Source organism: Nonomuraea sp. NPDC048901, assembly GCF_040649695.1.
Lineage (GTDB): Bacteria > Actinomycetota > Actinomycetes > Streptosporangiales > Streptosporangiaceae > Nonomuraea.
Window position 1 is genome coordinate 14,526 of record NZ_JBEZFW010000003.1, and the last position, 14,247, is coordinate 28,772.

Annotated in this window: 14 protein-coding genes and 1 tRNA gene; 11 read left to right on the forward strand and 4 right to left on the reverse strand. The window is 68.4% G+C overall.

Annotated features, from left to right (window positions below; genetic code table 11):
* Positions 1-203 precede the first annotated feature (203 nt).
* The 4 genes from AB0C30_RS09760 to AB0C30_RS09775 all read left to right on the forward strand — a co-directional run bounded on the left by AB0C30_RS09760 (position 204) and on the right by AB0C30_RS09775 (position 4,685).
* Positions 204-1,748 (forward strand): amidohydrolase family protein, encoded by a 1,545-nt coding sequence (locus AB0C30_RS09760; protein ID WP_357941538.1) that lies wholly within the window; start codon positions 204-206, stop codon positions 1,746-1,748.
* Positions 1,749-2,046: 298 nt separating this feature from the next.
* Positions 2,047-3,072 carry an alanine racemase gene (locus tag AB0C30_RS09765; RefSeq protein WP_357941540.1) on the forward strand — a complete coding sequence of 342 codons (1,026 nt, stop codon included), beginning with the start codon at positions 2,047-2,049 and terminating at the stop codon, positions 3,070-3,072.
* Positions 3,073-3,098: 26 nt separating this feature from the next.
* Entirely contained in the window at positions 3,099-3,479 is a 381-nt protein-coding gene (locus tag AB0C30_RS09770) for a Rid family detoxifying hydrolase (protein WP_357941542.1), read from the forward strand.
* A gap of 9 nt (positions 3,480-3,488) precedes the next feature.
* A complete protein-coding gene (locus AB0C30_RS09775; RefSeq protein WP_357941544.1) occupies positions 3,489-4,685 on the forward strand; it encodes a hypothetical protein in 1,197 nt (398 codons plus the stop codon).
* Positions 4,686-4,775: 90 nt separating this feature from the next.
* On the opposite strand, the gene AB0C30_RS09780 is transcribed toward AB0C30_RS09775, so the two are convergent.
* Together AB0C30_RS09780 and AB0C30_RS09785 are read right to left on the reverse strand one after the other, a co-directional pair.
* On the reverse strand, positions 4,776-5,321 hold the full coding sequence (locus tag AB0C30_RS09780) for a TetR/AcrR family transcriptional regulator (protein ID WP_357941546.1): 546 nt from the start codon (positions 5,319-5,321) through the stop codon (positions 4,776-4,778).
* Positions 5,322-5,325: 4 nt separating this feature from the next.
* On the reverse strand, positions 5,326-5,946 hold the full coding sequence (locus AB0C30_RS09785; RefSeq protein ID WP_357941548.1) for a LysE family translocator: 621 nt from the start codon (positions 5,944-5,946) through the stop codon (positions 5,326-5,328).
* Positions 5,947-6,049: 103 nt separating this feature from the next.
* Between AB0C30_RS09785 and AB0C30_RS09790 the strand changes: the two genes are divergently transcribed.
* Complete coding sequence (locus tag AB0C30_RS09790; protein ID WP_357941550.1) at positions 6,050-8,794, forward strand: AAA family ATPase; 2,745 nt, start codon at positions 6,050-6,052, stop codon at positions 8,792-8,794.
* Between the two features lie 406 nt (positions 8,795-9,200).
* Here the strand turns inward: AB0C30_RS09790 and AB0C30_RS09795 are convergent, their stop codons facing one another.
* Positions 9,201-9,587, reverse strand: coding sequence for a response regulator (locus tag AB0C30_RS09795; RefSeq protein ID WP_357941552.1), 387 nt, complete (start codon positions 9,585-9,587; stop codon positions 9,201-9,203).
* Positions 9,588-9,703: 116 nt separating this feature from the next.
* On the opposite strand from AB0C30_RS09795, the gene AB0C30_RS09800 reads away from it, so the two are divergent.
* Positions 9,704-9,775, forward strand: a tRNA-Arg gene (locus tag AB0C30_RS09800).
* Between the two features lie 221 nt (positions 9,776-9,996).
* Positions 9,997-10,419 (forward strand): hypothetical protein, encoded by a 423-nt coding sequence (locus tag AB0C30_RS09805; protein ID WP_357941554.1) that lies wholly within the window; start codon positions 9,997-9,999, stop codon positions 10,417-10,419.
* 260 nt (positions 10,420-10,679) lie between these two features.
* Here AB0C30_RS09805 and AB0C30_RS09810 read toward each other — a convergent pair whose 3' ends face one another.
* Complete coding sequence (locus tag AB0C30_RS09810) at positions 10,680-11,210, reverse strand: recombinase family protein (RefSeq protein WP_357941556.1); 531 nt, start codon at positions 11,208-11,210, stop codon at positions 10,680-10,682.
* A gap of 39 nt (positions 11,211-11,249) precedes the next feature.
* Here AB0C30_RS09810 and AB0C30_RS09815 point away from each other — a divergent pair, with 39 nt between their 5' ends.
* From AB0C30_RS09815 to AB0C30_RS09830, 4 genes are all read left to right on the forward strand, one after another.
* Complete coding sequence (locus tag AB0C30_RS09815; protein ID WP_357941558.1) at positions 11,250-11,681, forward strand: DUF6153 family protein; 432 nt, start codon at positions 11,250-11,252, stop codon at positions 11,679-11,681.
* A 57-nt stretch (positions 11,682-11,738) separates the two neighbouring features.
* Positions 11,739-12,356 (forward strand): DUF305 domain-containing protein, encoded by a 618-nt coding sequence (locus AB0C30_RS09820; protein ID WP_357941560.1) that lies wholly within the window; start codon positions 11,739-11,741, stop codon positions 12,354-12,356.
* A gap of 213 nt (positions 12,357-12,569) precedes the next feature.
* Entirely contained in the window at positions 12,570-13,016 is a 447-nt protein-coding gene (locus tag AB0C30_RS09825; protein WP_357941562.1) for a hypothetical protein, read from the forward strand.
* A 211-nt stretch (positions 13,017-13,227) separates the two neighbouring features.
* Positions 13,228-14,229, forward strand: a complete 1,002-nt coding sequence (locus AB0C30_RS09830; protein ID WP_357941564.1) for a hypothetical protein — start codon at positions 13,228-13,230, stop codon at positions 14,227-14,229.
* Positions 14,230-14,247: the final 18 nt, after the last annotated feature.

Genomic DNA, 14,247 nt, shown 5'->3' on the forward strand with positions numbered 1-14,247 from the left:
CCGCCTCGACCAACGAGCGTCTTGAGGTAATTCCCGCTCATATAGTGGACAAATAGCCATGTAGCGCATTAACCATCTCAAGCTTGATCAAAAGTGATCATGTTCTGTTTTGTCGGCCGTTCGAGTCGACGACAGCCGCCGGACGGGTTTCCCGGGTAGGACCGCAGCCGCGCGGTACCTGCTGGATCATGTTTAATCCTTGAGTGGCTTTCGATGTGATCATCAGCGGCGGACACGTGCTCGACGGGACGGGGGCGCCGCCGTACCGAGCCGATGTGGCGATCACCGGCGACCGGGTCGCCGCCGTGGGCCGCCTCGACGGCGCGGAGGCCGCCTCCGTGATCGACGCGAACGGACGGTTCGTCGCACCGGGGTTCATCGACTGCCACGCCCACGGCGACGCGGCCGTCTTCGACCCCGCCGTACAGTTGGCGACGCTTCGCCAGGGAGTGACCACTTTCGTACTGGGACAGGATGGCCTGTCCTTCGCCCCCGGCTCCGCCGACACCGTCGCCTACGCCGAACGCTACTTCGCAGCGGTGAACGGCCCCCGTGTCTCGGATGGCGTGCGTTCCGGTGGCGGGCTGTCGGTCGCCGAGTTGCTCCAGGGGTACGACCGCGCGGTCGCGCTCAACACCGCCTACCTGATCCCGCACGGCACGATCCGCTACGACGTCATGGGCCCCTCCTCAGGCGTCCCCGCACCCGACGAGCTGACCCGCCTGCTCGCCCACGTCGAACGCGGCCTGGCGGACGGCGCGGTCGGCCTGTCGAGCGGCCTGGAGTACCTGCCGGGCCGCTACGCCTCAGCGGCGGAACTGGCCGCCCTGTGCGCACCACTCGCGGGCCTGCCGTACGTCACCCACATGCGCGCCTACGGCGAGCGAGCCGACGTAGGCATGTCGGAGGTCGTCGAGATAGCCCACCGATCCGGTACGGCCGTGCACATATCCCACCTGCACGGACCCGCCGACGTCCTGCTCCCCCTGGTGGAGGAGGCACTGTCCGATGGCGTGGACCTGACCTTCGACTCCTACCCCTACCTGCGCGGCAACACCATCCTCGCGATGGTCGTCCTGCCGCCCGAGGTCCCGGGCGCCGAGCCGGACCGCGCCCTGGAGATGCTGTCGTCCGGGGAGCTCGACGCCTGGTGGCCGGAGCTGGCGCAGACCTGGCCGCGCCTGACCATCTCCCACGCTCCCGGCCTGGAGTGGGCGGAGGGCCTGGGCATGGTCGAGGCGGCCGAGCGGGCGGGCTTGGCGCCGCACGAGTTCTGCCGCCGCCTGCTCATAGAGACGCGCCTGGAGGCGGGCTGCGTGACGGCGCGTCCCGACGAGGGCCCGGAGGGGGAGGAGTCGGTACGCCGCGTGCTGCGCCACCCTTCGCATACGGGCGGCTCGGACGGCATCTACGTGGGCGGGCACCCGCATCCTCGTGGCTTCGGCGCGTTCGCCCGGTTCCTGGGACGGCACGTGCGTGAGCTGGGCGACTGGACGTGGGGGCAGGCCGCCGTTCACCTGTCGTCGCACCCGGCGCGACGCTTCGGCCTGACGGACCGCGGCCTGCTCCGGCGCGGCTTCGCGGCCGACGTGGTGGTGATCGATCCGGCGACGGTGACGGACCTGGCCACGTACGAGACTCCGCGCACACCGGCGATGGGCGTGGACGACGTGCTCGTGTCGGGGGTGCCGGTGCTGGCGAACGGCGTCTTGACGGGCAAGACTCCGGGACGAGCACTGCGCCCGTAACCGGTCGGCGCCCCCTGGAACCACGGACGGGGCCCAGAATGCGCACGTCACGGCGCCCAGCCACCTCCACCGGAGGAGCGTGCCCCTGGACAGGGCCCGGCCCCGTGCGGCGGGTGGGGCTCACCGGGCTTGCCGTACAAGATCATAAAAACATCGGCGCCCAGCCACCTCCACCCGGCCCGCCATACAAGATCATAAAATAAACATGAGATAGGGTCAGGCGCGGACAAATGGGGGTGTTGTGCAGGGAATCCACGAACACAATCGGTCCGTCTTCGACGGGGCCACCCTCCCCCTGATGCTCGTGCATCAGGAGGCGCTCGAGCACAACATCGCGACCATGGCCGCCTTCGCCCGCGATCACGGCATGGAGCTGGCGCCGCACGCCAAGACGCACATGTCCCGAGAGATCGCCACCATGCAGCTCGAAGCGGGCGCATGGGCGCTCACCGTGGCGACGGCGCGGCAGGCGATGGCGGTGCGGGAGTTCGGCGCGGCCAGGGTCATGGTGGCCAACCAGATGGTGGACCCGGCCGGGCTGGAGTGGGCGGCGACGGAGCTGGCCGCCGACCCGGGCTTCGACTTCCTGTCCTTCGTGGACTCCGTGGCCGGGGTGGACATCCTGGCCCGGCATGCCTCGTCGCGGCCGTTCAGCGTGCTGGTCGAGCTCGGGCATGAGGGCGGGCGGGCCGGGTGCCGGACGCTGGATCAGCTGCTGGAGGTGGCCGCGCATGTACAGCGGACCGACGGGGTGGAGCTGGCGGGTATCGCCGGGTACGAAGGGGCGCTGAAGACGGCGCCCGAGGTCCGGAAATATCTGTATCTGTTGCAGGATGCCGCCGAGCACATCCGCGTCAAGAATCCCATCCTGACCGTCGGCGGCAGCCAGTGGTTCGACGTGATCGGGCGCGAGCTCGTCGCCACCCAGGCCAGGATCGTCCTGCGCGCCGGAGCGTACGTCACCCACGACGACGGCTACTACCGCGAGCGCACGCCCTTCAACCGCGTCCCCGGCGAGCTGCGGCCCGCGATGGAGGTGTGGGCGCACGTGCTGTCCACGCCCGAGCCGGGGCTGGCGATCGTCGGCCTGGGCAAGCGGGACGCGCCGTACGACGAGGGCCTGCCCGTTCCCCGGCGCGGCGGCGTCACGATCGTGAAGATGCAGGACCAGCACACGGTCGTTCGCGCCGACGGGCTCAAGCCGGGCGACCTGCTCGCCTTCGGCATCTCGCACCCGTGCACCGCCTTCGACAAGTGGCGCACGCTCCCGGTGGTCGACCGGGACTACCGCCGCGTCGGCACAATAAGCACCCAATTTGGCTGATAAATGCTGGTAAATAGGGAGATGTTGTGAAGAAGGAATTGAGGACCACCGAGGGCGCGGCCCCGGTCGGCGCGTACTCCCAAGGTCTGGTCGTCGGCGACTTCGTCTACACCTCGGGCGCGGGGCCGCTCGACCCGCAGACCGGTGAGGTCGTCGGCGACGACGTGGCCGCCCAGACCCACCAGACCATGCGCAACCTCGGCGCCATTCTCGCCGCCCACGGCCTCGGCTTCGACGACGTGGTCAAGGCCACGGTCCACCTGCAGCATCTCAAGCGCGACTTCGCCGCCTACAACGAGGTGTACAAGTCGTACTTCAGCCAGCCGTACCCAGTCCGCACGACCGTCGGCTCGGACCTGATGGACATCCTGGTGGAGATCGACTTCGTCGCGCACAAGAGCGCGTAAGGTCGGTCCGTGGACAGTTCGGTGTACGTCTTCGTCGAAGATCTACGCGGCGAGGGCGTCGAGCGGGTGCTCGACAGGATCAGCGGGTACGGCGTTGCGGGCGTGACCGTCGGCGCCGTACACCATGCCTCCCGCGACGTCACCCCGCATGGACTGTCCAGGCTCACGCTCCGTCACGACGGCGCCCACTTCGTCCCGCCGGCCGACCTGTTCTCCGGTCTGCGGCTCAGGCCGACGGCCGGATACCAGAACGCGCTCGACGGCCTGCGCGAAGCCTGTTCGGAGCGAGGGCTGAAGCTCCATGGCTGGACGGTTTTCCTGCGCAATGCCACGATCGGCACCCAGCATCCAGATGTGACCGTACGCGACTGCTTCGGCGATCGAGGCTCGCTCACCGACCTGTGCCCGGCGCATCCCGATGTGCGGCAGTACGCCGTCGCGTTGGCCAGGGCGGTCGCCCGGCTCGGCGTCGACAGCGTCGTGGCCGAGTCACTGCACTTCAGACCGCTCAAACCGCAGCGCTCGTTCGTACCGCTCGGGCCGATGGACGCCTACCTGTTCGGCCTGTGCTTCTGCGACTACTGCATGCGCCGGGCCACTGACCTGGGCGTCAACGCCGAGGTGGCCCGCGAGGAGTGCGCCAGGATCGTGGGCGGGGTGTTCGACGGCGATCCGCCCGCGCAGGGCGAGGTGACGCGGGCGGCGCTGACGGCGTACGCGGGGCCCGAGGTGGTCGCCTACGCCCGCGCCCGGTCGGAGACCGTCACCACGCTGGTCTCCGACGTGGCCTCCGCCGTGGCGGACGAGGGCTCAAAACTGGTGTTCATCGACTCCACCGGCGCCGTCAAGGGCTACACCGACGGGCTGCCCTCGCCCGGCCTGGCCGCGCACGACGCCTGGCAGCTGGGCGTGGATCTGGTGGCGCTCGGCGACCTCGTGCCCGCGTTCGGGGTGCTCGCCTACGCGCGCGACGCCGCCCGGGTGGCCGACGATGTGGGCGCGTATCTGCGGTCGGTGGGCAAGGATCGGGAGGTACGCGCGGTGCTGCGGCCCGGTTATCCCGACAGCGACTCGGCCGACCGGCTGGTCGCGAAGGCGCGGGGGGCCAAGGCGGCGGGGGCGTTGGCGGTGGACTTTTACGCCTATGGACTGATGTCGTACCCGGTGCTGGACCGCATCCCGGCCGCACTTGCCGAGGCCCTCTGACAGGCTGCGTGGGCGGTCCCGATTTATCCCACTAAGACATGACACCGCCACCAAGCATCACGGGCACCGCCTGGCTCGCGAAGTCGTCCCTTAGGACATGACACCATCGAGCACCATGGACACCGCCTGACTCGCGAATTCGTCCGTGAGCGGCAACCCCCGGAACACCGCCCTGACCCACACCGCCCCGGCCAGCAGATCGACCACGAGCATCGGGTCGACCGACCGCTTCAGCTCGCCCCGCCGTACCGCACGCTCGAAGACCTGCCGCTCCCGCGCGAACCGATCCGCGAAGAACCGCCGCGCGTCCAGCTCGGGATGGCGTACGGCGGCGCCGAGCGCGGCCACCGCGATGTCCCTGGCCGGCGGCTGGGTGAGGAGCCGCCTGACCCCCTCCACGAGCGCGACGAGATCGCCACGCAGGCTCCCCGTGTCCGGCGCCTCGAACTCCAGCGCCTCCGCCTCCACCAGCGCCGCCCCCAGCAGTGCGGCCTTCGACGGCCACCAGCGGTAGATCGTCGTCTTGTTGACGCCCGACCGCTCGGCCACGCCCTCGACGGTCAGACCGTCATACCCCTTCTCCGCGACCAGCAGCAGCGTCGCGTCGAAGATCTCCTGCTGCTTCCTCGGCGCCATGCGGTCATTTTCTCCCGGCGAACGCCGTGATCACGCCCAGCCCCAGGTACACCACACCGCTGAAGAGCCGCAGCCCCCTGGCCCTCCTGACGAGGCGGCTGCCGAGCGCCCCGGCGGTGAACGCGTACACCAGGTCAGAGAGCACCCCCAGCACCAGCAGCGTGACGCCGAACACCACGATCTGCAGCGCCGGCGACCCTGCGGACGGCTTCACGAACTGTGGCAGCAACGCCAGGAAGAACAGCGTGACCTTGGGGTTGAGCAGGTTCACCACGACACCTTCGAGGAACACCTTGCCGAGCGGCTGCGGCGGCCGCGCCACCTCGGATTCGGCCTGCTCCTTGCCGGTGAGCGCGCGTACCCCCAGATAGACGAGATAGGCGACTCCTGCCCACTTGACGATCCCGAACAGCGTCGCGGACCTCGTGATCAGATACGAGAGCCCGGCCGCGGCCGCCACGATGTGCACCAGCGTGCCGGTCTCCACGCCGAACGCGCTGGCCAGCCCCGCCGCCCGGCCCTGGGAAAGGCCCCTGGCGGTGATGTAGAGGTGGTTCGGACCCGGGATGAGCACCAGTGCGAGCGAGGCGCCCACGAAGAGCACGTACGTGGACCAAGGGATCATGAAATATAAGCGTAAAGCGGCTTTGGCCCGCTGTTGAGAGCCAATCGGGTACCCCGTTCCTGGGCCAATCGGAATGTCGGCCAGGCGTGGCATAGTTGCTGCCGTGAAGGGTCTCCTGGTCGGGCGCGCTGCTGAGCTGGCGAGACTCGCGCGTGTGCTCGAATCCGCCGCCCTCGGCACCGCCGAGGTGGCGCTCGTCGGCGGCGACGCCGGCATCGGCAAGACCCGGCTGGTGTCCGAGCTGGTCGCCGAGGCCGGTTCCCGTGGCTTCAACGTGCTGGTCGGGCAGTGCGCCGAGCTGGGCGACACGCTGCCCTACCTCCCGCTCGCCGACGCCCTGCGCGGCGCCGAGCCCGCCGTCCGCGAGGCGGCCGCCGCCCATCCCCTGCTCGGCCAGCTGCTGCCGGGCGTGGAGAGCGCGCCTCCGGCCGGGCTCACGCAGCAGCGGTTGTTCGGCTCGCTGCTGGGGCTGCTGGCCGAGGTTCAGCCGGTGCTGTTCGTGATCGAGGACCTGCATTGGGCCGACCGCTCGACCCGTGACCTGCTGGTGTTCCTGAGCCGCATGGTGCAGAGCGAGCGCGTGTGCGTCGTCGGCACCTACCGCACCGACGACCTGCACCGCCGTCACCCCCTGCGGCCGGTGCTGGCCGAGCTGAAGCGCCTGCCCAGCGTCACCCACCTGGAACTGGGCCCTCTCGACTCCGGCGAGATGTCTGATTACGTCGCGACATTGGGCGATGTGGACGCACAGGAGCTCGGCGTGATCGTCACCCGCGCGGGCGGCAACCCGTTCTATGCCGAGGAGCTGTTCGCCGCCCTGGCCGAGGGCGACACGCTGCCCGACGGGCTGGCGAGCCTGCTGATGTCCCGGGTCGAGGTGCTGTCCGAGCCCGGCCAGCGAGTGCTGCGCGCCGCCGCGGTCGCCGGTCGCCGCGTCGAGGACGAGCTGCTGCGCGAGGTCTCCGGGCTCCCGCTGGCCGACTTCGAGGAGGCCGTACGCGAGATCGTCTCGCGCGGCCTGCTCCGCGTCGACGGCTACGGTTACGCCTTCAGGCACGCTCTGCTGCAGGAAGCCGCCTACACCGACCTGCTGCCCGGAGAGCGCAGCAGACTGCACGCCGACTTCGCACGACTGCTCACCTCGCCCGCCGAGCTCGCCCACCACCACCTGGCCGGCCACGACCTGGCGGGAGCCCTGGCAGCCTCGGCGAAGGCCGGCCGGCTGGCCGAGCGCCTGGGCGCGCCCGCCGAAGCCCACAGCCACTACGACCGGGTGCTGAGCCTGTGGGACCGAGTCCCCGACGCCGCCGAACTCGCCGGTGAGGAGCGGGTCACGCTGGCCTTCCGCAGCGCGGTGATGGCGGCCGACAGCGGCGACAACCACCGCGCCGTCCAGCAACTGCTCGCCCTGCCCCCGACCTCCGAGGTCAACGAGCGGCTGGCCTATTACCTGGTCGAGCTCGACGACCAGGAAGGCGCCATCGCCGCGGCCCAACGTGCCGTCGAAGCCGCCGCCGACCCGCCCACCCTCGCCCGAGCCCTGGCCACCCATGCCCGTACGATCACCTGGTCCGCCTGGCACGCCGAAGCCGAGGACATCGCCCGCCGCGCCATCGAGACGGCCAGAGCCGCAGGCGCCCGCGACGCGGAAGCGGGCGCCCTGCTCACCCTGGCCCTGCACGCGGAAAACGAAGGCGACATGACCCGGGCCCGCTCGCTCGCCCAGACCGCCGCCGCCGCGAACACCGGCCACCTGGCCATGGACCTCCGTGCCCGCTTCCACTACGCCCGCATCCTCTACGAGCAGGGCCTGCTCGTAGAGGCGGCCGAGATCGCCGACGCGGGCATCCACCTGGCGGTCGAAACCGGCCTCAACTGGAGCACCTACGGCACCGACCTGCGCTTCCTTCGCTTCCTGATCCACTACGTGGCCGGCGAATGGGACGAGGCCGAGGCCACCGCCGCCGGCTTCGGCGCTCGAGTAGGCACACTGCCGGAGGCGGTCCTGTCATCGTTCGCCCTGTTCGTAGAGGTCGCCCGCGGCCTGCCCGCCGTCGAAGCCCGCCTCAACTGGCTACGCCCGTTCTGGTCCGACCTCCTCGTCGCCTACATGTCCCGAGGCATGGCCGCCGAACACGCCCTCTGGTGCGGCGACCCCGCCCTCGCCCTGGAACACGTAGAGGCCGCCATGGCCACCCTCGAACCCGGCGAGACGGGCACTTTGCGCGTCGCCGCCATCGGCCTGTGGGCACTAGCCGACCTAGGCCAGGTGGAGGGCGCCGACGACCTCCTCAACCGCGTCCGCTTCGCCGTCGAATCCGGCCCAGTGGGCGAACGCGGCCCCATGGGCCCGGAGGGCCAAGCCTGGGCCCTGCGAGCGGAGGCCGAATGGCACCGCGTCCACGGCCGCCTCGACGTGGAGCTGTGGCGGCGCGTGGTGGCGGCCTTCGACTTCGGCTTCGTCTACGAGGCAGCCCGCGCCCGCTGGCGCCTCGCGGAGGCCTTGCTGGCAGCAGGCGCCCGTACAGAAGCCCAGGCCGAGTGGGACTTGGCCCGCGAGGCAGCCGGCAAACTCCGTGCCACACCGCTGGAGACCGCGCTGAGCGACTTCGCCCGCCGAGCCCGCTTCACCACCGGCGGCGGCGGGCATGGCGACGGGGGCCTGACGGCACGCGAGACCGAGGTGCTGAGGCTGGTGGCGGAGGGGTTGACGAACCGGGAGATCGCGGAACGGCTGTTCATCGCGCAGAAGACGGTGAGCGTGCACGTGTCCAACATCTTGGGCAAGCTGGAGGTCTCTACGCGTACGCAGGCTGCGGCGGAGGCCCGGACACGCGCACTGCTGTAGCCCCGACGACCTTCGTGCGCTCCTCTTGCCCTGTGCCCTCACGCGGCTGCACTGGGCGCCCGTGGCCCTGCGTGCTGCCCTAGCTCTATCGCTCTATGCCACCCGCACGCCTGCACTGGGCCGAGGACCGATAGCCCCGCGTGCCTGGCTGTGGCGGACGCTGACGCTTCGGTGGTGGGGGAGTGGCCCGACGACGACGTCAACGGGCCCTGAGGTCGGCACATCGGGACACTTCGCGCATTCTGCGCCGCAACTGCCCACCCCGCCCGACCCAAACCCCTACCAGAATCCTTCACCCGAACAGCGACCTGATTGACGGCGATCACCATCGAGGCCGCTCGATCTCAACGCCCATCGAGGCGCTTGAGCTCAACCCCACTCACTCGTTGAACGAAACGAGTTGGGCTCAGACCCGGCTTCCCGCCGCAAGATCGCGGACCACCTCAATGAGCTCCGCCGGGTCGAACGGCTTGGTGAGATAGGCGTCGACGCCGATCCCTCGCCCCCGCCGCTTGTCGTCGTCCTGCGCCCGCGCCGTGATCAACACGACCTTGATGTGACTGGTCGCCTCATCGGTACGCAGCCTCTCCGCTGTCACCCAGCCGTCAAGAAACGGCATCATCACGTCAAGCGTGATGACATCGGGCATGACATCGAGCACCCGCTCGAGACAGTCCTGCCCATCGGTGGCGGTGGCGACTTCGAACCCTTCCAGGCTCAAGTTCACCGCGATCAACTGACGGATGACCTCGTCATCGTCCACGACCAGTACCCTGCCAAGAACCTCGCCCACGGCCGCAAAGCTACCCGTAGTGGCGCGGTCACGTGGGGTTTTCCTTGGATGTGTGGCTGGACCTTTATCGTGGTGCGGAGTGGTGGCCCGATACTGGTAGCCTTATCACTCGTTGAGCCCCCTTAGCTCAGGGGATAGAGCACCGGCCTCCGGAGCCGGGTGCGTAGGTTCGAATCCTACAGGGGGCACTCATCAGATCTGCGTAGCGGGCACTCTTCGCCTTTCGGGGCAAAGGGGGCCCGTTTTCGTCTTGTTGAGGGCGGTTCGCCCGACTTGCTTCACCGCGATGCGTCGGGAGGCGATCGGTCGCTGATGCGCCAGGCGGTCTCGACCCGACCGACACGGTGCAGGTCACGGGCCTGCCGGAAGGTGACAGCTCACTTACCACTTTTCTGCTCACCGTCATCAGATGGCCGATCGTGTCACTGTCCAGCGTGACCCTGATGGTGGCGAGGTTGGTGCGGGCGTCGTAGCGGATCTCCAGCTTGAAGACCTCGAACAGTTCATGTCGGAGTTCCTCCGGGGCGTGCGCCAAGTTGCCGGTCAGGATGGGCAGGCGGTCGATCAGATCTTCCGCGTGGTCGGGTTCAGGCGGGTTGGCGTCGAGTTCGGCGAGCCGGTCGGACCTGGCGCGGTGGTCGGACTGCAACTCGATGAAGCGGACGTTCAGCTTCTGTGCCAGGACCGGATTGAGGTCGGTCTCCTCGAACTGCCGGGTCAGTCGGTCTATACGCAGGCCCAACTCGGTCAGAGTCCGACTCACCGCCCCCCGGGTCGCCTTCCAGTCCGTCAGTGCCCGTTGGTCGGTCTTGGGCAGTTCGACTGCCAGTAGTTCACGGCGGTGCGGTCCGAACACGCGGCGCGCGAACAGGTCGTGAACGGTCGTGAGGAGATGGACCTCACGGACTCGAATGCCAGTGGGGTGGCCTTCCGGAACCGCTCGGTTCTTGCGGTTCTGACCCGGCTGGCAGGACATGTAGACGGTCTTGGCGGCATGACGCAGATCGCATTTGCCGTACATGCGGGTGCCACAGATCTCGCATACAACGAACGACCTCAGCACATAGGTCCGCTTGGTCTGGGGATGCTTGTTCACCGTTGAGCCGACGCGCGAACGGGCACGCTGCCGGCCGACGCCTTGGGCGGCGTCGTACATCTCGCAGGTGACGAGCGGTTCGTGCGTGGGGTAGTCGGACCAGACCCAGGCGCTGGGCGGGTTGTTTGTGCCCCGACCTTTGCCCTTGCGGCTGGTGGTGGCCTTGCGGTTCCACACCATGTAGCCGGTGTACTTGGGTTCTTCAGGATTTCGACGATGGCAGAGCGCCCCCATCCGGGCGTGCCGCGGTAATTGGGATTGAGCGACTGCCCTGGGGGATAGCGGTCCAGGTCGGCGTTGAGCCGATCGACGATGTCGCCGTACCCGAGGTGCTCGGTGACCCGCCAGGTGTAGATCTGAGTGACGATCGGTCCTTTGATGGGATCGGGGATCAGGCGCGTCTTGTGCTTGCCTTCGGCGGCTTTGGCGGGCACCGGGTGGGGCACCTTGTCGGCGCGCTTGCCGTTCAAGGTGATGGGCTCGTCGGCGGCGAACAGGGCGACTCCGGCCTGCTCCAGATCGTGCAATGCCGCAATGTTCTACGACCCATCCTCGTAAGATGTCTCATGTACGAGGAGGGCGCCATTGCGATTCGGGGGACGATGGGCAGGTCAATCCGCGTTACCGGGCTGGCTGCCGGGCGTTGGCTCCTGTTCGTCATGCTCGTACTTGGCGTCTGTGGGATGCACACGCTCGGGCACGTGGCCATGGGCGAGATGTCCGGCGACCGCGCCATGGAGTCGCACCAAGCGGCTGCAGCGCTGCCGTCCTACGCCAGTCGGGTGTTGAACGATGAGATGCCCGGGCTCGACCCGACGTCTGTCTGCCTTGCCGTACTGACGTCGCTTCTGACAATCGCGCTGATCGCGAGCGCCGCCCTGGCGCGGTGGACACCGGAGGCCGAGTCCAGCAGGCCCTCCTGGGTGGCCCGGACGGCTAGGCCGCCTCCCTCGCCGACCTCGATACAGCTGGCTCACCTATCGGTGCTGCGCATATAGGCCCGGCTGCTTGGCAGCTCAGGACCCGTACGCAGACCAGCAGAGAGATGGCCAAATATGACCACGAACCGGGTATTCAGCATCGGCATCGCCGCAGGCGCCCTGGCGCTGCTAACGGCGTGCGGCGGGGGCAGCGAGCACGACATGTCCACCATGTCCAGCAGCGCTCCGGCCGCTAGCCAAGCGAGCAGTGCTCCGACCGCGACCGAGTCGAGTAGTGCGGCGTTCAACGACGCCGACGTGATGTTCGCGCAGATGATGATCCCGCACCACCAGCAGGCGGTCGAGATGGCCGAGATGGCGGAGACGCGCGCGAGCGACAAGGAGGTCAAGGAGCTGGCTGCGAAGATCAAGGCGGCGCAGGATCCGGAAATCCAGACCATGCAGGGCTGGCTGAAGACCTGGGGCAAGCCCGCGCCCTCCGGCGGCATGGGTCACAACATGCCCGGGATCATGTCCGAGGCGGACATGAAGAAGCTGGAGGCGGCCAAGGGCGCCGCGTTCGACAAGCAGTTCGTCCAGCTGATGACCGCTCACCATAACGGGGCGATTGAGATGGCCCGCACCGAGCAGTCCCAGGGCTCCAACCCTGAGGCCAAGGCTCTGGCCAAGACCATCGAGACCGCCCAGCAGACGGAAGTCGAGCAGATGCAGGGCCTGCTCAAGCGACTCTGACCAACAGCGGCACCCGGGCTGCGGCCCGGGTGCCCATGGTTCAGCGAGGCCATACCCTTTCGCGGCCGGCTCCGTACCGCTGGGGGCGCCACAGCCGCCGCCGAGGCGCATAAGGGGCTGTTCGTGACCACGCTTGACCTGGGGCTCCTCCGGCGTGGAAGAGGCCGGATACGAGTTGGTGAACGCCTAGGGGCTGCGAAACGTCAAAAGGGTATGGCCGCCATACTGCGGATCAGCCTCCTATGCGCCATCGTGGGCGCGGCCCTGGCGGTCGCGCCGGCAGCTGCTCTCGCCGACTGCACAGGGACCCCTCCGCCTTCTCCGCACGTGTTCATCGGCGTGGTGCTGTCGGTGGAGCGAGACGGGCGCGTCGCGCACGTACGCACGGACGACGGTCAGGACGTCCAAGTGGTCGGTACGCCGTCGGAGAGCGGTATTACTACGGCTGATCGGACGTATAAGACCGGTGCGCGGTACGAGTTCCATCCGCTCAACGCGAGCAGTCCGTTCCAGGACAACGCCTGTACTCGTACCAGGTCGATCGCCATCGAGCAGGGCGGGACCTCCCCGTACCTGTTGGTCTTCCTAGGTGTCGCGCTGGTGGGCGGAGTGCTGGTTCTCTATCGATGGCTGCGCCGTGCTCCTATAGCTGATAGTTGACCTATCAGCTCGACACGACGATTGCCGCAGGTTGACGGGATGCGGTAATGCGGAATCGCCATGCCCTCTTGTCCGGCTTTGACCAGCCTGTTACGTTTCGTTCGCCTCAGATCTGACATGCGTAACAAACGCTGGCACGTGCCTTCCGCACTTTCACCCCCCCCGTGTCGAAGGAGGTGCAGCCTTGCGACCCATCAGGGCAGCACTCGCAATGGCCGCAACGATCGGACTCGTCCTGGTCTCCACAACGCCACCCGCGTTCGCGCACCAGTGGGGCAGCTGGCACTGGAACCGCTACGGCGCCACCGTCACCATCCAGATCCAGGACACCGCGACCAACTTCAGCCAGGCCGAGGCGTCCATCAACGACTGGGACAGCCACACCCTCCTGTCCCTGCCCCGTGTGGGCTCCCACACCGACATCAGTGTCTTCGACGGCAACTATGGCAACACCGGCTGGGGCGGCCTCGCCGAGATCATCAACTACACCTCCGGCAGCCACATCACCCACGGTCATGCCCGGCTGAACTACTACTACAGCTACACCTCGGCCGAGAAGACCGGCATCTTCTGCCAGGAGGTCGGCCACCTGTTCGGGCTGGACCACTCCAACGACGGCTGCATGGGGATGGGCTACTACAACAACCTCACTAACACCGTCCAGCACAACTGGAACGACATCTCGGCCATGTACCGCACCTCGCACCACACGGCGGCGGTCGAGGGCACCGAGACGATCGGCGGCCCGCCGCAGTACGCGGCCATCTGGCGCAGCCAGCCCAGGTCACTGAGCCAGGCGGTACGGATGGGCAGCGCCGTGGTGCGGGCGACCGTGACCGAGGTGCGTCAGGCAGACGACCTGGTCGTCGGAGCCCAGGCCGAGCCGGGCGGAGTAGACCGGGTGCCCACCCAGGCGATCACCCTGCGGACCGATGAGACCCTCAAGGGGTCCGCGGACGCGACGGTCACGCTGTTCAGGACCGGTGACGACGCCTCCGGCATCGCCGACGACCCGGCCTACCAGATCGGCCAGCAGTATGTACTGATCCTGGACGGCAAGCGGACCGACGGCCGGCAGGTCGTACTTTCACCCGAAGGCCGGTACCTGCTGGACGGCGGCGTGGTCCGCACCTTCAGCACGGTTCCGGGTGTGGCGCGTCTGAACGGCACGCAGCAGGACGCGTTCCTCGCCCAGGTCCGTCGCCACGCATAACGGCAATACAGGTCAGCG

Coding starts and splice junctions, on each gene's coding strand:
- AB0C30_RS09765 (WP_357941540.1), top strand. CDS start 2,047: ATGCTCGTGCATCAGGAGGCGCTCGAGCACAACATCGCGACCATGGCC.
- AB0C30_RS09780 (WP_357941546.1), bottom strand. CDS start 5,321: ATGGCGCCGAGGAAGCAGCAGGAGATCTTCGACGCGACGCTGCTGCTG.
- AB0C30_RS09785 (WP_357941548.1), bottom strand. CDS start 5,946: ATGATCCCTTGGTCCACGTACGTGCTCTTCGTGGGCGCCTCGCTCGCA.
- AB0C30_RS09805 (WP_357941554.1), top strand. CDS start 9,997: ATGGCCGATCGTGTCACTGTCCAGCGTGACCCTGATGGTGGCGAGGTT.
- AB0C30_RS09815 (WP_357941558.1), top strand. CDS start 11,250: ATGTACGAGGAGGGCGCCATTGCGATTCGGGGGACGATGGGCAGGTCA.
- AB0C30_RS09820 (WP_357941560.1), top strand. CDS start 11,739: ATGACCACGAACCGGGTATTCAGCATCGGCATCGCCGCAGGCGCCCTG.
- AB0C30_RS09825 (WP_357941562.1), top strand. CDS start 12,570: ATGGCCGCCATACTGCGGATCAGCCTCCTATGCGCCATCGTGGGCGCG.
- AB0C30_RS09830 (WP_357941564.1), top strand. CDS start 13,228: ATGGCCGCAACGATCGGACTCGTCCTGGTCTCCACAACGCCACCCGCG.